Source organism: Pseudomonas sp. PDM14, assembly GCF_014851905.1.
Lineage (GTDB): Bacteria > Pseudomonadota > Gammaproteobacteria > Pseudomonadales > Pseudomonadaceae > Aquipseudomonas.
Map to the genome: position 1 here is coordinate 161456 of NZ_JACVAQ010000002.1, position 20363 is coordinate 181818.

Annotated in this window: 25 protein-coding genes; 13 read left to right on the top strand and 12 right to left on the bottom strand. The window is 65.2% G+C overall.

Annotation, left to right across the window (positions count from 1 at the left end):
- Window positions 1–8: 8 nt before the first annotated feature.
- A complete protein-coding gene (locus tag IB229_RS13415; RefSeq protein WP_192329725.1) occupies window positions 9–488 on the bottom strand; it encodes a cytochrome C in 480 nt (159 codons plus the stop codon).
- Between the two features lie 97 nt (window positions 489–585).
- Entirely contained in the window at window positions 586–1026 is a 441-nt protein-coding gene (locus tag IB229_RS13420; RefSeq protein ID WP_192329727.1) for a thioesterase family protein, read from the bottom strand.
- 114 nt (window positions 1027–1140) lie between these two features.
- Between IB229_RS13420 and IB229_RS13425 the strand changes: the two genes are divergently transcribed.
- Window positions 1141–1872, top strand: coding sequence for a ZIP family metal transporter (locus tag IB229_RS13425; RefSeq protein WP_192329728.1), 732 nt, complete (start codon window positions 1141–1143; stop codon window positions 1870–1872).
- A gap of 82 nt (window positions 1873–1954) precedes the next feature.
- The gene (gene pyrF / locus IB229_RS13430) at window positions 1955–2650 is read left to right on the top strand and encodes an orotidine-5'-phosphate decarboxylase (RefSeq protein WP_192329730.1); all 696 of its coding nucleotides are present in this window, start codon (window positions 1955–1957) and stop codon (window positions 2648–2650) included.
- A 179-nt stretch (window positions 2651–2829) separates the two neighbouring features.
- Here the strand turns inward: pyrF and IB229_RS13435 are convergent, their stop codons facing one another.
- A complete protein-coding gene (locus IB229_RS13435) occupies window positions 2830–3834 on the bottom strand; it encodes an NADP-dependent oxidoreductase (RefSeq protein ID WP_192329732.1) in 1005 nt (334 codons plus the stop codon).
- A gap of 221 nt (window positions 3835–4055) precedes the next feature.
- Here IB229_RS13435 and IB229_RS13440 point away from each other — a divergent pair, with 221 nt between their 5' ends.
- Both IB229_RS13440 and IB229_RS13445 read left to right on the top strand, forming a co-directional pair.
- On the top strand, window positions 4056–4817 hold the full coding sequence (locus tag IB229_RS13440) for an SDR family oxidoreductase (protein WP_192329734.1): 762 nt from the start codon (window positions 4056–4058) through the stop codon (window positions 4815–4817).
- Between the two features lie 141 nt (window positions 4818–4958).
- Window positions 4959–5855: a bile acid:sodium symporter family protein gene (locus IB229_RS13445; protein ID WP_192329736.1), complete on the top strand. Its 897-nt coding sequence runs from the start codon at window positions 4959–4961 to the stop codon at window positions 5853–5855.
- A gap of 99 nt (window positions 5856–5954) precedes the next feature.
- Here the strand turns inward: IB229_RS13445 and IB229_RS13450 are convergent, their stop codons facing one another.
- Together IB229_RS13450 and IB229_RS13455 are read right to left on the bottom strand one after the other, a co-directional pair.
- On the bottom strand, window positions 5955–7145 hold the full coding sequence (locus IB229_RS13450) for a benzoate/H(+) symporter BenE family transporter (protein WP_192329738.1): 1191 nt from the start codon (window positions 7143–7145) through the stop codon (window positions 5955–5957).
- 9 nt (window positions 7146–7154) lie between these two features.
- Entirely contained in the window at window positions 7155–7757 is a 603-nt protein-coding gene (locus IB229_RS13455) for a LysE family translocator (RefSeq protein WP_192329740.1), read from the bottom strand.
- Between the two features lie 144 nt (window positions 7758–7901).
- Between IB229_RS13455 and IB229_RS13460 the strand changes: the two genes are divergently transcribed.
- Window positions 7902–8537 (top strand): hypothetical protein, encoded by a 636-nt coding sequence (locus IB229_RS13460; RefSeq protein WP_192329742.1) that lies wholly within the window; start codon window positions 7902–7904, stop codon window positions 8535–8537.
- Here IB229_RS13460 and IB229_RS13465 read toward each other — a convergent pair.
- Window positions 8534–8986 (bottom strand): MarR family transcriptional regulator, encoded by a 453-nt coding sequence (locus IB229_RS13465; RefSeq protein ID WP_192329744.1) that lies wholly within the window; start codon window positions 8984–8986, stop codon window positions 8534–8536. The genes IB229_RS13460 and IB229_RS13465 overlap by 4 nt on opposite strands.
- A gap of 82 nt (window positions 8987–9068) precedes the next feature.
- On the opposite strand from IB229_RS13465, the gene IB229_RS13470 reads away from it, so the two are divergent.
- The 3 genes from IB229_RS13470 to IB229_RS13480 all read left to right on the top strand — a co-directional run bounded on the left by IB229_RS13470 (window position 9069) and on the right by IB229_RS13480 (window position 11284).
- Window positions 9069–10235: a PLP-dependent aminotransferase family protein gene (locus IB229_RS13470; RefSeq protein WP_192329746.1), complete on the top strand. Its 1167-nt coding sequence runs from the start codon at window positions 9069–9071 to the stop codon at window positions 10233–10235.
- Window positions 10236–10245: 10 nt separating this feature from the next.
- Window positions 10246–10848: a glutathione S-transferase family protein gene (locus tag IB229_RS13475; protein ID WP_192329748.1), complete on the top strand. Its 603-nt coding sequence runs from the start codon at window positions 10246–10248 to the stop codon at window positions 10846–10848.
- A 148-nt stretch (window positions 10849–10996) separates the two neighbouring features.
- Window positions 10997–11284, top strand: coding sequence for a hypothetical protein (locus IB229_RS13480; RefSeq protein ID WP_192331573.1), 288 nt, complete (start codon window positions 10997–10999; stop codon window positions 11282–11284).
- Window positions 11285–11337: 53 nt separating this feature from the next.
- Here the strand turns inward: IB229_RS13480 and folE are convergent, their stop codons facing one another.
- From folE to IB229_RS13500, 4 genes are all read right to left on the bottom strand, one after another.
- A complete protein-coding gene (gene folE / locus IB229_RS13485) occupies window positions 11338–11883 on the bottom strand; it encodes a GTP cyclohydrolase I FolE (RefSeq protein ID WP_192329750.1) in 546 nt (181 codons plus the stop codon).
- A gap of 195 nt (window positions 11884–12078) precedes the next feature.
- Window positions 12079–12639, bottom strand: a complete 561-nt coding sequence (locus tag IB229_RS13490; protein ID WP_192329752.1) for a Smr/MutS family protein — start codon at window positions 12637–12639, stop codon at window positions 12079–12081.
- Between the two features lie 117 nt (window positions 12640–12756).
- Window positions 12757–13074, bottom strand: a complete 318-nt coding sequence (locus IB229_RS13495; RefSeq protein WP_192329754.1) for a hypothetical protein — start codon at window positions 13072–13074, stop codon at window positions 12757–12759.
- Between the two features lie 92 nt (window positions 13075–13166).
- Window positions 13167–13760 (bottom strand): cysteine hydrolase family protein, encoded by a 594-nt coding sequence (locus IB229_RS13500; RefSeq protein ID WP_192329756.1) that lies wholly within the window; start codon window positions 13758–13760, stop codon window positions 13167–13169.
- A gap of 156 nt (window positions 13761–13916) precedes the next feature.
- On the opposite strand from IB229_RS13500, the gene prmB reads away from it, so the two are divergent.
- Window positions 13917–14831 (top strand): 50S ribosomal protein L3 N(5)-glutamine methyltransferase, encoded by a 915-nt coding sequence (gene prmB, locus IB229_RS13505; protein ID WP_192329757.1) that lies wholly within the window; start codon window positions 13917–13919, stop codon window positions 14829–14831.
- A 13-nt stretch (window positions 14832–14844) separates the two neighbouring features.
- Here the strand turns inward: prmB and IB229_RS13510 are convergent, their stop codons facing one another.
- Both IB229_RS13510 and IB229_RS13515 read right to left on the bottom strand, forming a co-directional pair.
- Window positions 14845–15624, bottom strand: coding sequence for a hypothetical protein (locus tag IB229_RS13510; RefSeq protein WP_192329759.1), 780 nt, complete (start codon window positions 15622–15624; stop codon window positions 14845–14847).
- A 53-nt stretch (window positions 15625–15677) separates the two neighbouring features.
- Window positions 15678–16649 (bottom strand): alpha/beta hydrolase, encoded by a 972-nt coding sequence (locus IB229_RS13515; RefSeq protein ID WP_192329761.1) that lies wholly within the window; start codon window positions 16647–16649, stop codon window positions 15678–15680.
- A 129-nt stretch (window positions 16650–16778) separates the two neighbouring features.
- On the opposite strand from IB229_RS13515, the gene aroC reads away from it, so the two are divergent.
- The 4 genes from aroC to IB229_RS13535 all read left to right on the top strand — a co-directional run bounded on the left by aroC (window position 16779) and on the right by IB229_RS13535 (window position 20327).
- Window positions 16779–17870, top strand: coding sequence for a chorismate synthase (gene aroC / locus IB229_RS13520; protein ID WP_192329769.1), 1092 nt, complete (start codon window positions 16779–16781; stop codon window positions 17868–17870).
- 46 nt (window positions 17871–17916) lie between these two features.
- The gene (locus IB229_RS13525; RefSeq protein WP_192329771.1) at window positions 17917–19080 is read left to right on the top strand and encodes an MFS transporter; all 1164 of its coding nucleotides are present in this window, start codon (window positions 17917–17919) and stop codon (window positions 19078–19080) included.
- Window positions 19077–19688 carry a methylthioribulose 1-phosphate dehydratase gene (locus IB229_RS13530; protein WP_192329773.1) on the top strand — a complete coding sequence of 204 codons (612 nt, stop codon included), beginning with the start codon at window positions 19077–19079 and terminating at the stop codon, window positions 19686–19688. Before IB229_RS13525 ends, IB229_RS13530 begins: the two co-directional genes overlap by 4 nt.
- 93 nt (window positions 19689–19781) lie before the next feature.
- Window positions 19782–20327: a 1,2-dihydroxy-3-keto-5-methylthiopentene dioxygenase gene (locus IB229_RS13535; RefSeq protein WP_192329775.1), complete on the top strand. Its 546-nt coding sequence runs from the start codon at window positions 19782–19784 to the stop codon at window positions 20325–20327.
- The last annotated feature ends 36 nt before the right edge of the window (window positions 20328–20363 follow it).

The following is a 20363-nucleotide window of genomic DNA, read 5'->3' on the forward strand; positions in this document are numbered from 1 at the left end:
GGCGATGTTCAGGGCGCAGGAGGCGCGGGGAACTGCACCACCGGAGTCAGCGCGGCCTGGCCGGGCGGCAGCGCAGTCGGTGCAGGGTTGCCCGCCGGGCCAAGGGCGACGACGAAGCGGTAGATGCTGCGCAGGTCGTCTTCCTCCATCAGGTGCAGGGATTGGTTGGGCATCGGCGGGCGGTAGTTGGCCTTGCGCGCCAGTGCTAGCCACTGCGCTTCGCCGAGGCGTGGCAGCAGCAGGCGCAGGTTACTGGCGTAGGTGGTGCCCCAGGGGCCGCTCCAGCCCAGCGAGTCGCCCTGCAGCCAGGTGCGTTCCGGCACCTGGTAAGGCGCCATGGAGTAGCCAGCGGTGTGGCAGTCGTTGCAGCCGGATACCTGCACCAGGTAGCGGCCGCGCTCGATGGAGGGTTCGCCCTGGGCCAGGGCGCAGAACCCGGCCAGGCAGGTGGCGAGGGTGAGACGGAAGAGGGAGTGGGTGACGGTCATGCGGGTCGTTCCTGTGTGCCGCGTTGAAGTGACGGGCACCTTGTAACAACCGATCGTTCACCAATGGTTCACGGCCGCGGGTGAGGCCGAGCAAGGCTCAGTCCAGCCAGTTGACCTCGGGGAACAGCGCGCGGAAGGCGTCGGGCATGGTGGTGACCTTGCCGTGGCGGTAGTCGAAGAACACGAAGCCGGACTTCGCCAGGGCGATCAGCGTGCCGTCGGCCGGGCGGCTGATGCGGAATATGATATCGCCGCCGTAGCGGTTGAAGTCCATCACGCCGATCTCGAAGAGCAGTTGGTCGCGGGCGTGGGATTCGGCGCGGTACATGGTCGCCAGGTCGGTGACGATGATGCCGTCGGCCTCGGCCGCTTCCTTGATGCCGAAGTCGAAGAGAAAGCGGGCCCGCGCTTCGGAAATCATCGAGATCATCGAATCGTTGCCCAGGTGGTTGCTGGCGTTGATGTCGGTGCTGCGCACGGTCATGTGGGTGCTGTAGCAGAACTGCCGGGTGGAGAAATCGAGGGTGATGCGCGCCATGACAACTGCCTGAACGGGGGGAGAGGTGCGTAGTCTACCCGTGGCAGGCGTGTGCGGAAGCATTGCCGGAGTGAATGGGCCGCGGCTAGTCTGCGTGCAGAAAAGGGAGACGACATGGACAGTGCAACCATCCTGGCCGCCGGCCTGTGGGGCCTGCTGGCGGCGAGCAGCCTGCTGGTCGGCGCGGCCATCGGCGTGTTCTGCGCGCTGCCGCGCAAGGTGGTGGCGTCGATCATGGCCTACGGCAGTGGCGTGCTGATCGCCGCCATCTGCTTCGAGCAGATTCCCGAGGCGCGCCGTCTGGGCGGCGACCTGCCGACGCTGATCGGCATGTGTGCCGGTGGCGTGGTGTTCGTGCTCGCCAGTCAATGGCTGGAACACCTGCAGCAGCACCGGCGAAACACGGTGGGCAAGGGCTCGATCCTCGGCCTGCTGATCGCCGCCGGGGCTTTTCTCGACGGCATTCCGGAATCCCTCGGCCTGGGCCTCGGGCTGCTCGATGGTGGCTCGGTAAGCAGCATGCTGCTGGTGGCGATCTTCCTCTCCAACCTGCCCGAGGGCCTGGCCAGCGCCAGCGGGTTGCGTGAGGAAGGCCACAGCCGGCGCTGGATCTTCCTGTTGTGGGGCGCCATCGTGCTGCTCTCCGGGCTGGCGGCGATGTCCGGCCCGGCCCTGTTCGCCGACCTGCCGCCGCACTGGCTGGCAGTGGCGCTGGGGTTCTCCGCGGGGGCGGTGCTGTGCATGCTGGTCGATACGCTGATCCCCGAAGCCTTTGCCGAGACCCATGCGCTCACCGGTTTGATCACCCTGGCCGGGTTCATGACCGCACTGGCCATCGGCGGTTAGTCGGGCGAGCCGTCGCCGCTCTGACGGCGGCGGCGGGTTTCGCTACAATGCGCGGCGTTTTCGACCCGCCTGTGAGCCCGCCATGTCCTGCCAGACCCCGATCATCGTTGCCCTCGACTTTCCTTCCCGTGACGCAGCCCTGGCGCTGGCCGATCAGCTCGACCCGAAATTGTGCCGGGTCAAGGTGGGCAAGGAGCTGTTCACCAGCTGCGCGTCGGAGATCGTCGGTACCCTGCGCGAGCGCGGCTTCGAGGTGTTCCTCGATCTGAAATTCCATGACATCCCCAACACCACGGCGATGGCGGTCAAGGCTGCCGCCGAGATGGGCGTGTGGATGGTCAACGTGCACTGCTCCGGCGGCCTGCGCATGATGGCGGCCTGCCGCGAGACCCTCGATGCCTTCAACGGCCCGAAACCGCTGCTGATCGGCGTGACCGTGCTGACCAGCATGGAACGCGAGGACCTGGCCGGTATCGGTCTGGACATCGAACCGCAGGAGCAGGTGCTGCGCCTCGCCGCGCTGGCCCAGCGTGCCGGCATGGACGGCCTGGTCTGTTCTGCCCAGGAAGCACCGGCGCTGAAAGCCGCGCACCCGGCACTGCAACTGGTCACCCCCGGCATTCGCCCGGCCGGCAGCGCGCAGGACGACCAGCGCCGTATCCTTACCCCGGCACAGGCGCTGCAGGCCGGTTCGGATTACCTGGTTATCGGTCGCCCGATCAGCCAGGCAGCCGATCCCGCCAAGGCGCTGGCGGACATCGTCGCCGAGCTGGCTTGATACTTCTTTATAAGGGTTTTCCGGGCTGAGATGCCGGGGCCGGCATGTCGCTCGGCGTAGGGCGGGTTAGCTAAAGGCGTAGCCCGCGAGCGCAGTAGATACAGCTCGACGTTTGGCCGTGCAGGTGGGTTACGCCGCTACGCGGCTAACCCACCTGACGACAGCCTGCAGCTTTAGCCTCAGCGAACCTTGAGTACCAGCTTGCCGAAGTTCTCGCCGCTGAACAGCTTGCCCAGGGTTTCCGGGAAGGTTTCCAGCCCTTCGACGATGTCTTCCTTGCTCTTCAGCTTGCCGGCTGCCATCCAGCCGCCCATTTCCTTGGCGGCATCGGCGAACTGCGCGGCGTAGTCCATCACCACGAAGCCCTCCATGCGTGCGCGGTTGACCAGCAGCGACAGGTAGTTGGCCGGGCCTTTGACGTTTTCCTTGTTGTTGTACTGGCTGATCGCACCGCAGATGACGATGCGCGCCTTCGGCGCGATGCGGGTCAGTACGGCGTCGAGGATCTCGCCGCCGACGTTGTCGAAGTACACGTCCACGCCTTTCGGGCACTCGCGCTTGAGGCCGGCGTGCAGGTCTTCATTCTTGTAGTCGATCACGCCGTCGAAGCCGAGCTCGTCGGTCAGCAGCTTGCACTTCTCGGCCCCGCCGGCGATGCCGATCACGCGGCAGCCCTTGATCTTGGCGATCTGCCCGACCACGCTGCCGACCGCACCGGCGGCGCCGGAAATCACCACGGTGTCGCCTTCTTTCGGCTGGCCAACGTCGAGGAAGGCGAAGTAGGCGGTCATGCCGGTCATACCCAGCGCGGAGAGGTACAGCGGCAGCGGCGCGCGGTTCGGGTCGACCTTGTAGAAGCCGCGCGGCTCGCCGAGGAAATAGTCCTGCACGCCGAGCGCGCCGTTCACGTGGTCCCCCACGGCGAAGTCCGGGTGCTGCGAGGCGATCACCTTGCCGACGCCGAGTGCACGCATTACCTCGCCGATGCCGACCGGAGGAATGTACGACTTGGCGTCGTTCATCCAACCGCGCATGGCCGGGTCCAGCGACAGGTAGAGGTTTTCCACCAGAATCTGTTTCGGACCCGGTTCGCCGACCGGGTTTTCCACGTAGGAGAAGGTGTCGCGTGTGGCAGCGCCGACCGGGCGGTTGGCGAGCAGGAACTGGCGATTGATCTGGGACATGGCAGTGACTCCGAAAGAGAAGCAGTGGTGATAGCGCTCGAGGCATCAATGGGCAAGTTTTGTCGCTCTACCGAATGCCTGAGTATGATTTTTGATGATTGCTCACGCGGCTCTCTATCATTCGTTTGGATGAAGCGCTCACCGCAGCCCTGATAGTGCTGCCGCCGGCGTTTCGCGCTGGCTAGACTTCGCTCACTTCAACGCCCTGCGAGGACGCAGCAATGAGCATGAGTTTTTCCGGCAAAGTCGCCCAGGTCACTGGCGCCGCGGCAGGTATCGGTCGCGCTACCGCCCAGGCATTCGCTGCCCAGGGCCTGCAGGTCGTGGTCTCCGACGTGGACGTGGCTGGCGGTGAAGGCACCGTTCAACTGATCCGCGACGCCGGTGGCGATGCCGTGTTCGTGCGCTGCGACGTGACCCGCGAAGCCGAGGTCAAGGTGCTCATGGAGCGCACCCTGGCCGCCTATGGCCGCCTGGACTATGCCTTCAACAACGCCGGCATCGAGATCGAAAAGGGCAAAATCGCCGAAGGCAGCGAGGAAGAGTACGACGCGATCATGGGCGTCAACGTCAAGGGCGTGTGGCTGTGCATGAAGCACCAGATCCCGCTGATGCTGGCCCAGGGCGGCGGCGCCATCGTCAACACCGCATCGGTTGCCGGTGTGATGGCCGCGCCGAAGATGAGCATCTACGCCGCTTCCAAGCACGCAGTGATCGGCCTGACCAAGTCGGCCGCAGTGGAATACGCGAAGAAGAAAATCCGCGTCAACGCCGTGTGCCCGGCGGTGATCGATACCGACATGTTCCGCCGCGCCTACGAGGCCGATCCGCGCAAGGCCGAGTTCGCCGCTGCCATGCACCCGGTCGGACGTATCGGCAAGGTCGAGGAAATCGCCACTGGCGTGCTTTATCTCTGCTGCGACGGTGCCGGGTTCACCACTGGGCACTCGCTGCTCCTCGATGGCGGCGCAACCATCATCTGATTCAGCCGAAAGGGCGCCGCAAGGCGCCTTTTTTGCATTCTGTTACAGCGCTGGCCGCCCCTTGGCGCGTAAAGACAGTTACAAGAGGGGCCGTCTTCATAAAGAATCGGAACCCCGTTTCGATTTCGGAGAACAATAAGAATGACCGCTAGTCCCCTGCTGACCGCTTTCCTACCCATCGCTCTGGGCATCATCATGCTTGGGCTGGGTCTGTCGCTGACCCTGGCGGACTTTGCCCGGGTGGCGAAATTCCCCAAACCCGTGCTCATCGGTCTGGCCTGCCAGATCATCCTGTTACCGCTGCTGTGCTTCTTCATCGCCAAGGGCTTCGGTCTGGCGCCGGCCCTGGCGGTCGGCCTGATGCTGCTGGCGGCCTCGCCGGGCGGCACCTCGGCCAACCTCTACAGCCACCTGGCGCACGGTGACGTGGCGCTGAACATCACCCTGACCGCGGTCAACTCGGTGATCGCGGTGCTGACCATGCCCTTCATCGTCAACCTGTCGCTGCAGTACTTCATGACGGCCGATCAGGCGCTGCCGCTGCAGTTCACCAAGGTCATCCAGGTGTTCGCCATCGTGCTCGGCCCGGTGGTGATCGGCATGCTCATCCGCAGCCGCTTCCCCGGTTTTGCCGCGCGCATGGACAAGCCGGTGAAGATCGGTTCGGCGCTGTTCCTGGTGCTGGTAATCGTGCTGGCCTTCGTCAAGGACTGGCAGACCGTGGTCGAGTACGCCCCGGTGGTCGGTGCTGCGGCGCTGGTGTTCAACGTGGTCAGCCTCGGCGTCGGCTACTTCGTGCCACGCCTGCTCAAGCTGCCGCTGCGTCAGGCGGTGGCTATCGGCATGGAAATCGGCATTCACAACGGCACCCTGGCCATCGCCCTGGCGCTCAGCCCGATGCTGCTGAACAACCCGACCATGGGCATTCCGGCGGCGATCTACAGCTTCATCATGTTCTTCACCGCCGCGGCGTTCGGCTGGTGGGTCAACTTCGCCCACGGCAAGCAGCTGGCGGCAGAAGCGGCACGCGCGGAGTGAGTTTGCGCTAGAGACGAAAAAGCCCGGCAATGCCGGGCTTTTTTGTGGTCGTTTGCAGGCTGGTGCGCGGAACGCCCCTACGGTCGATACCGCATGGGCTCAGCGCTTGCGCGCATTGAGGATCAGCAGGGTCAGGCCGCCGGCGATCAGGCCCCAGAAGGCTGAACCGATACCCACCAGGGTCATGCCCGAAGCGGTGACCATGAAGGTGATCAGCGCGGCGTCGCGTTCGCCGGGTTCGTTCATCGCCTGGGCCAGGCCATTGCCGATCGAGCCCAGCAGCGCCAGGGCGGCGATGGACAGCACAAGAGCAGCGGGCAGGGCGGCGAAGAGTGCGGCCAGGGTGGCGGCGAATACGCCGGCGATGCAGTTGAACACGCCACACCAGACCGCGGCGGTGTAGCGCTTCTGCGGATTCTCATGGGCTTCCTTGCCGGTGCAGATCGCCGCGCTGATCGCCGCCAGGTTGATCCCGTGGGAGCCGAATGGCGCCAGCAGCACCGAGGCCAGACCGGTGGTGGCAATCAGCGGCGACGGTGGAATGTGGTAGCCATCGGCGCGTAGCACGGCAATGCCGGGTATGTTCTGCGAGGCCATGGCGACCACGAACAGCGGCAGGCCGATGCTGATCGCCGCGCTCAGGGAAAAACTCGGCGTGGTCCATACCGGCATCGCCACCTGCAGTTTGAAGTGGCTGAAATCGAGCAGGCCGAGGATGCCTGCCAACGCGCCGCCGACCAACAGCGCAGCGAGGATCGCATAGCGCGGCAGCAGGCGCTTGCCGAACAGGAAGGTGAAGAACATCGCCAGTACCAGCGCGGTGCTGTGCTGCGCGGCGACGAAGATCTCGCTGCCGATGCGAAACAGAATGCCGGCCAGCAGTGCCGCAGCCAGCGAGGCTGGCAGATGACGCATGACCCGCTCGAAGGCACCGGACAGGCCGAGCAGGGCGAGCAACACCGCGCAGACCACGAAGGCGCCGATGGCCTCGGGGTAGGTCACGCCCGGCAGGCTGGTGATCAGCAGCGCCGCGCCCGGCGTCGACCAGGCCACCACGATGGGTGAGCGATAGCGCAGCGACAGGCCGATGGTGCAAAGACCCATGCCGATCGACAGCGCCCACAGCCAGGAGGAAATCTGCTCGGTGCTCAGGCCCGCGGCCTGGCCAGCCTGGAACATCAGCACCAGCGAGCTGGTGTAGCCGGTGAGCATGGCGACGAAGCCGGCGACTACCGCCGACGGCGAGGAGTCGGCGAAGGGGCGAAGGCGAACGACTTCTGCGGATTTCATCAGTGCTTCCTAGACGTTGAACAGGATCGGGTAGAGCGAGGCGACCAGCAGGAAAGCCATGCCGTAATTGAACGCACGCAGTATCGCCGGGCGCTCCAGCCAATGCCGCAGCAGGCTGCCGGCAACCGTCCAGAGGCCGACGCTGGGGCAGTTGACCAGGGCGAAGAGCGCGGCGATCACCAGCACGTTGAACAGAAAGCCTTCTTGCGGCGTGTAGGTGGTGATTGCCCCAATGGCCATGATCCAGGCCTTTGGGTTGACCCACTGGAACGCAGCGGCCTGGAGGAAGGTGAACGGCTTGCCGCGTTCTTTGCCACTGGCGTCCGGCGCCCCGGAGCCGGCGATCTTCCACGCCAGGTAGATCAGATAGGCCGCACCGGCATAACGCAGGATCAGGTACAGCGGCGGAAACTGTTCGAACAGCTGACCGAGGCCGAAACCGACGGCCATCACCAGCACCATGAAACCCAGGCTGATACCGAGCATGTGCGGCACGCTGCGGCGCACGCCGAAGTTCACCCCGGAGGCGAGCAGCATCATGTTGTTCGGGCCGGGCGTCACCGACGTGACGAAGGCGAAGGCGACAAAGGCGAGCAGCAGTTCCAGCGTCATGGCAGTTCTCCGAAAGAGCTGGCAGCCTATGCCCAGACGTCGCCAGCGTCGCGGTACAGCCACGGCGGCAATCAGGGGTACAGTTTTGCTGATGCCGCAGTTAGGTTGTGACTGTTCTTGTTTCACTCACGCACAGGATGGCCCATGGAAGAACAACAAAACCCCTACGCAGCGCCGCAGGTGGCACTGGTCGACGAACCGGCACCGAACCTGCCGGGCTGGAGCGCAGAACAGTTGCGCCTGCTTGGCTGGCTGTCACTGGTATCGCTGCTCGGTACGGTGACCGGCTTGGTGCTGGCGTTTTTCGTTGGTGAAGACCGCACCTCGAGCCTGGCGCGCAGCACCGATGCCCTGGGGATCGCCACTATTCTGCTGGGCTGCTACCTGTCACTGCGCGTGAAAGCATTCGCCGAGCAGCGTTTCGGCTCCCAGGGGCTGACGATTCCGACCTGGCTGATCGTGGTGGTGAGCATTCTGCTGCAGGGGATCGACGTAATCTGGGGTGACAGCCTGTTCAGCAGCATCGGCCCAGCGACGATCGTTTATGGCGTGCTGATCGTGATCGTCGGCGCTGCCACTCTGTGGCTGGGTACTCGTCTGTTGAAGACGCAGAACGTCTATCCGGTATTCCGGGTGATGGCCTGGCTGCACATCGTCGGCGGTGCGCTGGTGGCATCGGTGATTCTGATGGTGATCGGCGTGTTGCCGTTGCTGGCTGCCGCGGCGGCGCTGGCGCTGGTGTTCTTCCGCGCCGCCCGGGAGCAGGCCAGGGGGGACTAGTCGTCGCTCGCCGGCTGGTGGGCGTTGCCCAGTGCCTGGTTGACCGCCAGCCAGTTGCGCACGGCCATCTCGCCGGACTCCTTGAACACGCGGTCGAGCAGCTTGACCTGCTCGCGCCGTAGCGCCTGTTCCAGCTTTGCGCCGTCGCCGGTCAGGCCGAGCAGGCGTTTGCGCTTGTCGTTGTCTGCCGCCACGCTTTCCACCAGGTGCATTTCCAGCAACTGCCGCAGTGGCGTGTTCAGCGCCTGCTTGCTGACGCCTAGGTAACCCAGCAACTGTTTCACGCTCAGGCCCGGGTAGCGGGCGATGAAGAACAGGATGCGGTGGTGCACCCGTGACAGACCGCGACGCGCGAGAATTTCATCGGGCTTGGCGGTAAAGGCCTGGTAGCCAAAGAAGAACGCTTCCATGGCGGCCTGCTGACTGGTGGTCTTTTTCAGGTCAAGCATATTGACGTATCTGTCCAAGGCGTCGTAGTTTCGGTCAATCAGTTTGACCCAGTTTGTTCTGCCTTTGCTACCGGTGATTGTTATGGCCTTCTCTGAACGTGTTGCCCGCCTGAAAAGCTCTCTGATCCGTGAAATCCTCGCTGCCGCGCAGCGTCCCGAGGTGATGTCGTTCGCCGGTGGCCTGCCTGCCGAACCGATGCTGCCCAAGGTCGACTGGAGCGAGATGCCGGCCAGCATCGGCCAGTACGGCATGAGCGAAGGCGAGCCGGCCCTGCGCGAAGCCATCGCCGCCGAAGCCCGCGCCCTCGGCGTGCCGTGCGACGCCAGCCAGGTGTTGATCGTCTCCGGTTCCCAGCAGACCCTCGACCTGGCGAGCAAGCTGTTCATTGATCCGGGTACCGAAATCCTCGTCGAGGCGCCGACCTACCTGGCCGCGCTGCAGTCGTTCCAGCTATTCGGTGCCGACTGCCTGAGCGTGCCGCAAGAAGCCGACGGCCCTGAGCTGGAAGCACTGCGCAGCCGTCTGCAGCAGAGCAAGCCGGCCTTCGCCTACCTGATCCCGACCTTCCAGAACCCGTCCGCAGTGCGCTACAGCGAGGCCAAGCGCGACGCCGTGGCCGCGCTGCTCGACGAGTTCGGCGTGACCCTGATCGAAGACGAGCCGTACCGCGAACTGGTGTTCGATGCCGGCAGCGCCAAGCCAATCGTCAGCCGCCTGCAGCGGGCCAGCTGGATCTACACCGGCACCGTGTCCAAGACCCTGCTGCCGGGCCTGCGCGTTGGCTACCTGATTGCCACTCCGGACCTGTTCCCGCACCTGCTGCGTCTGAAGCAGTCCGCCGATCTGCACACCAACCGCATCGGCCAGTGGCAGGCGTTGCAGTGGCTGGGTAGCGAGCGCTACCGTGAGCACCTCGCCGAGCTGCGTGACTTCTATCGCCAGCGCCGCGACGCGATGCAGGCGGTGCTGGAAGAGCACTTCAGCGACCTGGCCGACTGGCAGGTGCCGCAAGGCGGGCTGTTCTTCTGGCTGACCCTGAAGCAGCCGCTGGACACCCGCACCTTGCTGGCGCCGGCGCTGGCGCGCAATGTCGCGTTCATGCCGGGCGAGCCGTTCTTCATCGACCCGGAGCAGAACCCCGGTCATCTGCGCCTGAATTTCAGCCACGTCGCCCCCGAGCGCCTGGACGAAGGCCTCAAGCGCCTGGCCGAAGTGATTCGCGAAGCCCTGGCTGCCCAAGCCGCCTGAGGAGAACCCCATGTACAAGGTTTACGGTGATGTGATTTCCGGCAATTGCTACAAGGTCAAACTGGCCCTGCACTTGCTCGACAAACCCTACGAGTGGCTGCCGATCGACATCCTCAAGGGCGAGACCCAGAGCGAGGAATTCCTGGCCAAGAACCCGAATGGCAAGATCCCGGTGCTTGAGCTCGAAGACGGCACCACATTGTGGGAGTCCAATGCCATCCTCAATTACCTCGCCGACGGCAGCGACCTGCTGCTGAGCGAGCCACGCCTGCGCACCCAGGTGTTGCAGTGGCAGTTCTTCGAGCAGTACAGCCACGAGCCTTACGTCGCCGTGGCGCGCTTCATCAAGCTGTACCAGGGCATGCCTGCCGAGCGTCAGGAAGAGTTCGAGCTGTGCCAGGTGCGCGGCCACAAGGCGTTCAAGGTCATGGAGCAGCAGCTCAAGCGCACGCCGTACCTGGTCGGCGACCAGTACTCGATTGCCGACATCGCCCTGTATGCCTACACCCACGTGGCGGATGAAGGCGGTTTCGACATCAGCGGCTACCCCGCCATCAACGAGTGGTTGGCGCGGGTCGCCAGCCATCCGCGCCATGTGACCATGCGTGGCTGAGTGCTCCAGCGTTATCGAAAAAGCCGGCTGCGTGCCGGCTTTTTTGCGCCTGTGCCGAGGAACTTCGCGGGGCGCCGATCACTCCACAAGGCAGGCATTCTGATAACCCGTGAGGTTTGCAGTGAAGAAAGGATGGGTTCTGGCCGGCATGCTGCTGGTCGTTTCAGGTACCGCCCAGGCGTCGTCTTCGGCTGCCTGGAAGGCACATGACAAGCAGGTCACCAGCGCCTGTCTGAAGGCTAGCCAGCTGAAGCAGGCCAAGGCCTTGGGCGGATTGATCGAATACCCGGACCAGTTGGGCGTGAGCGCACTGCTGATCGAAGGGCGTTACCCGCAGCCGCACATGAAGAACCAGCATGGGCAGGAACTGTGCCTGTACGACAAGAAGACCGCCAAGGCCTTCGTCACCGAAGCGGATGCGCTCGGCAAGCGCTGAATGAACGTCATAAAAAAAACCGGCTCATGGCCGGTTTTTTTTGGCGAATCGCCTTAGCTGATCAGGCTGAGGAACTCGCTGCGGGTGGCGGCGTTGTCGCGGAACTCGCCGAGCATCACCGAGGTGACCATCGAGGAATTCTGCTTCTCCACGCCGCGCATCATCATGCACATGTGCTGGGCCTCGATGACCACGGCAACGCCCAGGGCGCCGGTGACCTGCTGGATGGCCTCGGCGATCTGCCGGCTGAGGTTTTCCTGGATCTGCAGGCGACGTGCGTACATGTCGACTATGCGGGCGACCTTGGACAGGCCAAGCACCTTGCCGCTGGGGATGTAGGCCACGTGGGCCTTGCCGATGAAAGGCAGCAGGTGGTGTTCGCACAGCGAGTACAGCTCGATGTTCTTCACCAGCACCATTTCGCTGTTGTCGGAACTGAACAGGGCGCCGTTGGTGACTTCCTCGAGCGTCTGCTGGTAGCCACGGCAGAGGTACTGCATGGCTTTGGCGGCACGTTTCGGGGTGTCGAGCAGGCCTTCGCGGGACACGTCCTCGCCGAGCTGGCCGAGGATCGCGGTGTATTGCTGTTCCAGGGACATGGGTCTTCCTGTGGGGATCGGAAATGCACAGGCGCGCAGGGTAGGGCGATGCGCCCTGGCTGGCAAGGGCGCCGTGCGCCAGCGGCAGTCACTTTTCCGGCGTGATCGGCAGGCCCGTCGCCCGGTGTTGTCCGCATGCGGCGGGCGCGGTCTGAGCCGATCGGCTTCGCCGCGCCGCATCCCTGCAACGCACGATCAGTCGTCGTCGCGCCCGTCGAGCATGGTCCGTTTGAGCAGCACGTAGAGCGCACCGGTACCGCCGTGGCGCGGCAGGCAGGAGGTGAAGCCGAGTACCTGTGGGTGCTGGCGCAGCCAGGTGTTGACGTGGCTCTTGATCAGCGGGCGCTTGCCGTCCGTGCGTGCGGCCTTGCCGTGGGTCACGCGCACGCAGCGGATCTCCAGCTTTGCGGCCTCGCCAAAGAATTCCCACAAGGTGTCGCGCGCCTTTTCCACGGACATGCCGTGCAGGTCGATGCTGCCTTCGAAGGGAATCTGCCCGGCCTTGAGCTTGCGCAGTTGGCCGTCCTGCACGCCGTCGCGGGCCCAGTACAGTTCTTCCTCGGCGGCCACGTCGATGACGAACTGGTCGGAGAGGCCGTCGACGCGGATGTCGTCGGTCTTGATCGTTGCGGCCTGGCGCAGGGTGCTGATGCGCTGCCGGTCGGCGCGCGGCTTGCCGGTGTCGGCGCGATCATGGCTGATCGGCTTGACGCCGTGCACGGCGGATTTGAACAGGGAAAAGTCGTCGTCTTGCATGAAGCCTCCGCGAAGCAGGCCGTGTGCTGCCGCTGCTGTTCGGTTGCGGCGCTGAGCACGCCTGGCAACCATCACCCGCGGGCTCACACGATCTGGAAGGCCGTCAGTTTACCGGGATCAGCCGCGTTTTTTCAGCAGGCCTGGCGACATGCTCAGGTCGTCCGGGCGACGCAGGCGTCGGCGGCAACGCCGCCAGATGTAGACCCCGGCCCAGAGCAGCAGGATGCCGGCGACCAGAATCGAGAGGGCCGCGCCGATGCTGTCGTTCAGCGGGCCCAGTGCGGAGGGCCGACCGAGCAGGGTGGCGGCACCGGCCATCAGCAACAGAATGCCCAGGCCGGCGAACACTGCGCCGCAGCCGGCGAAGAACCGCCAGCGCCAGGTGGCGGACCCACGAGGGCGTAGACGTCGTGCATCGAAACCTTCGGACTTCATCCCGATTTCCTCTGAGATATCGGCGGTATGACCGGCTGGGGGATCGAGGGTTCAGCCGGGTGGCCTGCGGATGTGAACGCCGTCCGCAGGAATCAGAGCAGGGCGCGAGCCTGGGGTACCAGGATCGCGTAGTTGTCCGCCAGCGCGGCCATCTCCGCATCGTGCAGCACGCGGGCGTCGATCAGACCGCTGGCGTGGGGCAGGCTGCGGGTGGCACAGGCCGTGTCGACCAGAGTGCAACGGTAGCCGTAATCCTTGGCGGCACGCACGGTGGTGCTGACGCTGGAGTGGGTCATGAAGCCGCAGACGATCAGGTCCAGGTGCCCCAGCTGCTGCAGACGTTCGTGCAGCTCGGTGCCGGCGAAGGCATTGGGCAGGCGCTTCTCCACCACCGGCTCTTCCGGCAGCGGTTCCAGGCCGCTGATGAAGTGGCCGCGCGGACCCTGCGGATCGAGCAGGCCGCCGGGAATACCCAGGTGACGCACATGCAGGATCGGCGTGCCGAGTTTGCGTGCGGCGGCGAGCAGTGTGGCGATTTCCTCGACGGCGGCATCCACGTCAGGCAGTTGCAGCGCCCCGCTGCGGTACTCCTCCTGCGCGTCGATGATCAGCAGCGTGGCCTTGCTCAGCGTGGCTGGCGCATAACCGCGGCCCGTCAGCTGGAACAGGGTTTTGGGATCGGACATGGTGCGGGCTCCAAATGCGGCGATGCGTCTATTCTCTGCCGCCTGGCCGCGTCTGTGAACCTTTTACGTGATTTGCGGCGTATCGCTTTGCATACACGGCCGGCAAAAGGCAACGGTTGCGGCTAGAATCGCGCACCCGTTCAGGAGGTTTGTCCCGTGTCCCAATCCCGCCTGCGCACCGTGCGCGACCATATTCGCTGGGCTGTCAGCCGCTTTCATGGCGAGCAGCTGTTCTTCGGCCATGGCACCGACAACGCCTGGGACGAGGCGCGACAATTGGTCCTGGGTGCGCTGCACCTGCCGTGGGAAATCGCCGACAGTTATCTCGACTGCCGCCTCGAGGACGACGAGCAGGCGCACCTGCAGGCACTGCTCAAACGCCGCATCGAAGAGCGCGTGCCGACGGCCTATCTGCTCGGTGAGGCTTGGTTCTGCGATCTGCCGTTCATCGTCGATGAGCGCGTGTTGGTGCCGCGCTCGCCCATCGCCGAGCTGATCGGCCAGCACTTCCAGCCCTGGCTGAGCGGCGAGCCGGCGCGAATCCTCGACCTGTGCACCGGCTCGGGCTGCATCGGCATCGCCTGCGCCTATGCCTTCGAGCAGGCGGAAGTGGTACTCGCCGACCTGTCCTTCGATGCCCTCGAAGTGGCCAACCAGAACATTGAGCGGCATGAACTGGATGCGCGGGTCTATACCGTGCAGGGCGACGGTTTCGCCGGGCTGCCGGGCCAGCGTTTCGACCTGATCGTGTCCAACCCACCCTACGTCGATGCCGAGGACTTCGCCGACATGCCGGCCGAGTACCAGCACGAGCCCGAGCTGGGCCTGGCCTGTGGCGACGATGGTCTGGATCTGGTGCGGCGCATGCTCGCCGAAGCCGCGGACCACCTCAACGAGCGCGGCGTGCTGATCGTCGAGGTCGGCAACAGCCAGGTGCATGTCGAGGCGTTGTACCCGGAGGTGGATTTCACCTGGCTGGAATTCAACCAGGGCGGCCATGGCGTGTTCCTGCTGACCGCTGCGCAGTGCCGTGCGCACCAGGCGCTGTTCCAGGCAAGAGTTAGCGCCTGAAGTCAGCGCGGGCTCAGTGCGTGGCGATCCAGATCAGCAGTCCGGCCTGGAACACGGCGAACGTCACCAGGCAGGCGATGGTGAAGCGCAGGCTGCTGTCCTCGCGCTTGAACTGATTGACGCGTTGCTCCAGCTTGGCCAGCTTCACGTCCTGTTCGCGCAGGCTCTGGTCGGCCTGTTGCAGCATCGCGGCGGCGTCCAGCAGCTCGATCACCTGCACCTTGTCGCCATTCCATTCCCCTTTCAGGGCGCTGACGCTGGCCGCGCTGTAGTTGGCCTTCAGCTGCAGCAGGTCCTGGTAGTCGACATCGAAGCCGTGGACGCGCAGGAAGTGATCACGGCGCAGGCGCGCCTCTTCGTTGACCACGTCCTTTACCGCCAGGGCGCCACCTTCGACCTGATAGTGGCTCCAGCGCTGGCGTGCCCAGATGATGCCCTGGGCCATCAGGTAGCGGCCGATGCCGCGGTTCGCCGGCTCGATCTGCAGGCCCTTGTCGGCACCGAAACGAACTTCCTGGCTGCGATGGTCGACCCACACCTCCAGCGCGTTCTGCTCCTGGCGCACGCGCTGGCCAGGCAGGTCGATGCTCAGGCGCAGCAGGCTCTGCTCGCTGCTGTGCCGCTCGACACGGCCCGCCTGGACAAAACGCAGCGGCCGCGCGCCGGTCGTGCGGTCGGTCGGCAGCGGCGCCAGGCGCAACAAACGGAACTGCTCGGCGGGAAGGTCCTGCCAAGGATGCGGTTTCGGCGCAGCCTCTTCGGTGTCCGGCTGGGGTTCGGCTTGAGTGTCCATGGGCGCTGTCCTCCTGAATGCAGCATGCCAGCGGCAGAGCCGTCGGCAAACCCTTATCGGCCGCTTTTCCCGGCGCTGGAGGCTGGCACTTTGCCAATGAATGCCAGCAGGGCCGGGGCCAGCTCGCTGGCCAGCGGCCGTTCGGGGTCGGCGTAGGAGGCCAGCTGCTGCTCGGTGTCGTCCGGGACGATACGCAGCACATGGTTCATGCCCTCGATCAGCAGCAGCTCGGCGTCGGGCTTGGCGGCCTTCAGGCGCTGCGCATCGACACGACTGATCTGGATGTCGGTGCTGCCCTGAACGATCAGAGCCGGCACCTGTACCCGTGCGATGGCCTTGGCCGGCTCCTGGCGGAACAGCGACATCATGTACGGCTGCACGCTGGGGCGGAACAGCACCTGCAGCGGGTCGCTGACCTGTGCCTGCGGCTGCTGCGCCTTGAGCGAGGCGGTCAGGGCCAGGGCTTCGAGTAACAGTTCGGCAGGCAGGCGGCTGTGCAGTTGCTCCTGCAGCACCTCGTCCACCGGACGGCCGCTGCCGGCGATGCTGATCAGTGCGTCGGCACCGGCTTCGGGGGCCGCGAGGCTGGCGATCAGCGCTCCCTCGCTGTGGCCGATGAGGATCAGACGGGAGAAACGCGGATCGGCCTTCAGCTGTTTGCCCCATGCCGCGGCATCCGCGGCGTAGCCTTCGACGCTGAGCAGGCGTTCGTCGGGGCCGGCCGCGTAGCTGGCGGCGATGCCGCGCTTGTCGTAGCGCACGCTGGCCACGCCACCTTGGGCCAACGCCTGGGCCAGGCGGCGCAGGCTGTCGTTGCGACCTTGCGGGTTGTTGCCGTTGCGGTCGGTGGGGCCCGAGCCGGCGATCAGCAGGGCGACCGGCACCGCGCCATCGCTCTCCGGCAACAGCAGGCTGCCATACAGGGTGCCGCTCGGGGTGTGCAGTTCGGCGGGGCGGTGCAAGGTGGTCTGGGCGTGGAGCAGGGGGGCCAGGGCGAGCAGGCAGAGCATCAACAATGGGCGCATCGGTGTGATTCTGGGGGAATGTCGCTGTTGGAGCCGCGAGTGGCCGGGAAGGTTTCGGCGATCATGACACGCTGAAGCTCAGGTATACTCGCCGCCTTTCGTTCGAGGCTGATTCGCGGAGCGCCCTGCATGTCCGGCAATACCTACGGCAAGCTGTTCACCGTCACCACTGCTGGCGAAAGCCACGGCCCGGCGCTGGTCGCCATCGTTGACGGGTGCCCGCCAGGCATCGAACTGTCCCTGGACGACCTGCAGCGCGACCTCGACCGCCGCAAACCGGGCACCAGCCGCCACACCACTCAGCGCCAGGAAGCCGACAAAGTCGAAATCCTCTCCGGCGTGTTCGAAGGCAAGACCACCGGTTGCGCCATCGGCCTGCTGATCCGCAACACCGACCAGAAGTCCAAGGACTACTCGGCGATCAAGGATCTGTTCCGCCCGGCCCACGCCGACTACACCTACCACCACAAGTACGGCATCCGCGACTACCGCGGCGGCGGCCGCAGCTCGGCGCGCGAGACCGCCATGCGCGTCGCCGCCGGCGCCATCGCCAAGAAGGTGCTGGCCGGCCTCGGTATCCAGGTGCGTGGCTACATGAGCCAGCTTGGGCCCATCGAGATTCCGTTCAAGACCTGGGACAGCGTCGAGCAGAACGCCTTCTTCAGCCCCGACCCGGACAAGGTGCCGGAGCTGGAGGCCTACATGGACCAGTTGCGTCGTGACCAGGACTCGGTTGGCGCGAAGATCACCGTGGTCGCCGAGGGCGTGATGCCGGGCCTCGGCGAGCCGATCTTCGACCGCCTGGACGCCGATCTGGCCCATGCGCTGATGAGCATCAACGCGGTCAAGGGCGTGGAGATCGGTGCCGGTTTCGCCAGCGTCGCCCAGCGCGGCACCGAGCACCGCGACGAGCTGACACCGGAAGGCTTCCTGTCCAACAACGCTGGCGGCATTCTCGGTGGTATTTCCTCGGGCCAGCCGATCGTGGCTCACCTGGCGCTCAAGCCGACCTCCAGCATCACCACGCCGGGGCGCTCGATCGATGTCGACGGCAACCCGGTCGAGCTGATCACCAAGGGCCGCCACGACCCGTGCGTGGGCATCCGCGCCACGCCGATCGCCGAGGCGATGATGGCCATCGTGCTGCTCGACCATCTGCTGCGTCATCGCGGGCAGAATGCCGGAGTGCGGGTCGCCACGCCGGTGCTCGGTCAGCTCTGATCGCCAGGCGGTCGTTCGTCATGCCGCCATGGATGTTGGGCCGCCAATGAACGCCACGTTCCCTTATTGGCGGCTGTCCGGCTTCTACCTGTTCTACTTCGCTCTGCTCGGCGCTACGGCGCCGTTTCTCGGCCTGTACTTCGCCCACCTGGGTTTTTCGCCGGCACGCATCGGCGAGCTGGTGGCCATACCCATGCTCATGCGCTGCCTGGCGCCGAGCCTGTGGGGCTGGCTCGGCGACTACACGGGTCGGCGCCTGCTGATCGTGCGTATCGGCGCCATCTGCACCTTGCTCAGCCTCAGCCTGATCTTCGTCAGCCAGAGTTATGCCTGGCTGGCGCTGGTGATGGCGCTGCACGCGTTCTTCTGGCACGCGGTGCTGCCGCAGTTCGAGGTGATCACCCTGGCGCACCTGCGCGAGCAGTCGGCGCGCTACGCGCAGATCCGCCTGTGGGGCTCGATCGGCTTCATCCTCGCGGTGGTCGGCCTGGGCAAGCTGTTCGAGTTGTTCAGCCTGGCCGCATACCCCTGGGCGCTGATCGTGATCATCGCCGGTATCGCCCTGAGCAGCTTCTGGGTGCCGGATGCGCAGCCGCTGGTGAGTGCCCGGCCGCAGCAGGCCGGCGGTTTTCTCGCCCAGCTTTGCCAACCGGGGGTGCTGGCGTTTTATGGTTGTGTCGGGCTGATGCAGCTGTCCCACGGGCCGTACTACACCTTTCTCAGCATTCACCTGGAAAACCTCGGCTATGCGCGCGGCGTGATCGGCATGCTCTGGGCCCTGGGCGTGGTCGCCGAGGTGCTGGTGTTCCTGGTCATGGTGCGCCTGCTGCAGCGTTTCAGCCTGCGCCAGGTGCTGGTGGCCAGCTTTCTCATTGCTGCCGTGCGCTGGTTGCTGCTGGGCTTTCAGGCCGAGCACCTGGGCGTGCTGCTGTTCGCCCAGGTGCTGCATGCGGCGACCTTCGGCAGCTTCCACGCCGCGGCGATCCATTTCGTCCAGCGTAGTTTCGGCGCCCAGCAGCAGGGCCAGGGCCAGGCGCTGTACGCCTCGCTTGCCGGTGTCGGCGGCGCGCTGGGTGCGCTGTATGCCGGCTACAGCTGGAAGACGCTGGGCCCGGAATGGACTTTTGCCCTGGCCAGCCTGGCAGCATTCGCCGCAGCCGTTATCATGGCCACCCACGCGCAACCCCAACCGCAACAGGAGCGGCCATGAACCGCGAACATCTGGCCCGGCAGATCGTCGACGCCGGCCGTTTTCTCTACGACCGCGGCTGGTCGCCCGCCACCAGCAGCAACTATTCGCTGCGCCTGGGCGCCGACCAGGCGCTGCTTACCGTGTCCGGCAAGCACAAGGGCCAGCTCGAACTGGACGACGTGTTGGCCACTGATCTCGATGGACACAGCCTGGAGCCAGGCAAGAAGCCCTCGGCGGAAACCCTGCTGCACACCCAGCTGTACCGCTGGAAACCCGAGATTGGCGCGGTGCTGCACACCCATTCGGTGAACGCCACGGTGCTCTCGCGCCTGAGCCTGAGCGATTCGCTGGTGTTCGCCGACTACGAGCTGCAGAAAGCCTTCACGGGTATCAGCAGCCACGAGTCGCAGGTCGAGGTGCCGATCTTCGACAATGACCAGGATATCGCCCGCCTGGCTGCACGCATCCAACCCTGGCTGGATACCCACCCCGATTGTGTCGGCTACCTGATTCGCGGCCATGGCCTGTACACCTGGGGCGCGCAGATGAGCGACGCCCTGCGCCAGATCGAGGCCTTCGAGTTTCTTTTCGAGTGCGAACTGAAGGTGCGTGCGTTGCAACGCTGAGGTGGAGCGCCCAGCAATCCGACTGCCACCAATCAATCCATAAGAATCCAGCTACAGCACGAGCTGAGCGACCCAACCGCGAGGACGCCGCCGATGAGCAGCCTGACCGTCTACCACCAGTCCAGCCCGGACGTACCGAACAAGATGCTGACCCATGTCGAGGACATTGCCTCGACCCTGGCCGAGGTCGGCGTGCGCTTCGAGCGCTGGCAGGCCGCTGCGCCGATCCAGCCCGGCGCCAGCGCGGAGGAGGTGATCGCCGCCTACCGCCCGCAGATCGACACGCTGATGAACGAGCGCGGCTACGTCACCGTCGACGTGGTCAGCTTGGACAAGAGCCATCCGCAAAAGGACGAGCTACGCGCCAAGTTCCTCGACGAACACCGCCACGCCGAGGACGAAGTGCGTTTCTTCGTCGCCGGCCGGGGGCTGTTCACCCTGCACATCGACGACTACGTGTATGCGGTGCTGTGCGAGAAGAACGACCTGATCTCGGTACCGGCCGGCATCCGCCACTGGTTCGACATGGGCGAGTTTCCGCACTTCGTGGCCATTCGCCTGTTCAACAACCCCGAGGGCTGGGTGGCCAACTTCACCGGTGACGATATCGCCGGGCGCTTCCCGCGCCTCGAAGACTGAATGTTCAATCCTTCTCCCACCGGGAGAAGGTGTCCC

Excerpts from the sequence above, each read along its gene's own strand:
- IB229_RS13515 (WP_192329761.1), bottom strand. The coding sequence starts at position 16,649 with ATGCGCCCATTGTTGATGCTCTGCCTGCTCGCCCTGGCCCCCCTGCTC.
- IB229_RS13455 (WP_192329740.1), bottom strand. The coding sequence starts at position 7,757 with ATGACGCTGGAACTGCTGCTCGCCTTTGTCGCCTTCGCCTTCGTCACG.
- IB229_RS13525 (WP_192329771.1), top strand. The coding sequence starts at position 17,917 with ATGAACGCCACGTTCCCTTATTGGCGGCTGTCCGGCTTCTACCTGTTC.
- IB229_RS13480 (WP_192331573.1), top strand. The coding sequence starts at position 10,997 with ATGCTGCTGGTCGTTTCAGGTACCGCCCAGGCGTCGTCTTCGGCTGCC.
- IB229_RS13510 (WP_192329759.1), bottom strand. The coding sequence starts at position 15,624 with ATGGACACTCAAGCCGAACCCCAGCCGGACACCGAAGAGGCTGCGCCG.
- IB229_RS13495 (WP_192329754.1), bottom strand. The coding sequence starts at position 13,074 with ATGAAGTCCGAAGGTTTCGATGCACGACGTCTACGCCCTCGTGGGTCC.
- IB229_RS13460 (WP_192329742.1), top strand. The coding sequence starts at position 7,902 with ATGGAAGAACAACAAAACCCCTACGCAGCGCCGCAGGTGGCACTGGTC.
- IB229_RS13500 (WP_192329756.1), bottom strand. The coding sequence starts at position 13,760 with ATGTCCGATCCCAAAACCCTGTTCCAGCTGACGGGCCGCGGTTATGCG.
- IB229_RS13490 (WP_192329752.1), bottom strand. The coding sequence starts at position 12,639 with ATGCAAGACGACGACTTTTCCCTGTTCAAATCCGCCGTGCACGGCGTC.
- IB229_RS13445 (WP_192329736.1), top strand. The coding sequence starts at position 4,959 with ATGACCGCTAGTCCCCTGCTGACCGCTTTCCTACCCATCGCTCTGGGC.
- IB229_RS13535 (WP_192329775.1), top strand. The coding sequence starts at position 19,782 with ATGAGCAGCCTGACCGTCTACCACCAGTCCAGCCCGGACGTACCGAAC.
- IB229_RS13470 (WP_192329746.1), top strand. The coding sequence starts at position 9,069 with ATGGCCTTCTCTGAACGTGTTGCCCGCCTGAAAAGCTCTCTGATCCGT.
- IB229_RS13440 (WP_192329734.1), top strand. The coding sequence starts at position 4,056 with ATGAGCATGAGTTTTTCCGGCAAAGTCGCCCAGGTCACTGGCGCCGCG.
- pyrF (WP_192329730.1), top strand. The coding sequence starts at position 1,955 with ATGTCCTGCCAGACCCCGATCATCGTTGCCCTCGACTTTCCTTCCCGT.
- folE (WP_192329750.1), bottom strand. The coding sequence starts at position 11,883 with ATGTCCCTGGAACAGCAATACACCGCGATCCTCGGCCAGCTCGGCGAG.
- IB229_RS13420 (WP_192329727.1), bottom strand. The coding sequence starts at position 1,026 with ATGGCGCGCATCACCCTCGATTTCTCCACCCGGCAGTTCTGCTACAGC.
- IB229_RS13475 (WP_192329748.1), top strand. The coding sequence starts at position 10,246 with ATGTACAAGGTTTACGGTGATGTGATTTCCGGCAATTGCTACAAGGTC.
- IB229_RS13415 (WP_192329725.1), bottom strand. The coding sequence starts at position 488 with ATGACCGTCACCCACTCCCTCTTCCGTCTCACCCTCGCCACCTGCCTG.
- IB229_RS13465 (WP_192329744.1), bottom strand. The coding sequence starts at position 8,986 with ATGCTTGACCTGAAAAAGACCACCAGTCAGCAGGCCGCCATGGAAGCG.
- IB229_RS13425 (WP_192329728.1), top strand. The coding sequence starts at position 1,141 with ATGGACAGTGCAACCATCCTGGCCGCCGGCCTGTGGGGCCTGCTGGCG.
- IB229_RS13435 (WP_192329732.1), bottom strand. The coding sequence starts at position 3,834 with ATGTCCCAGATCAATCGCCAGTTCCTGCTCGCCAACCGCCCGGTCGGC.
- aroC (WP_192329769.1), top strand. The coding sequence starts at position 16,779 with ATGTCCGGCAATACCTACGGCAAGCTGTTCACCGTCACCACTGCTGGC.
- IB229_RS13530 (WP_192329773.1), top strand. The coding sequence starts at position 19,077 with ATGAACCGCGAACATCTGGCCCGGCAGATCGTCGACGCCGGCCGTTTT.
- IB229_RS13450 (WP_192329738.1), bottom strand. The coding sequence starts at position 7,145 with ATGAAATCCGCAGAAGTCGTTCGCCTTCGCCCCTTCGCCGACTCCTCG.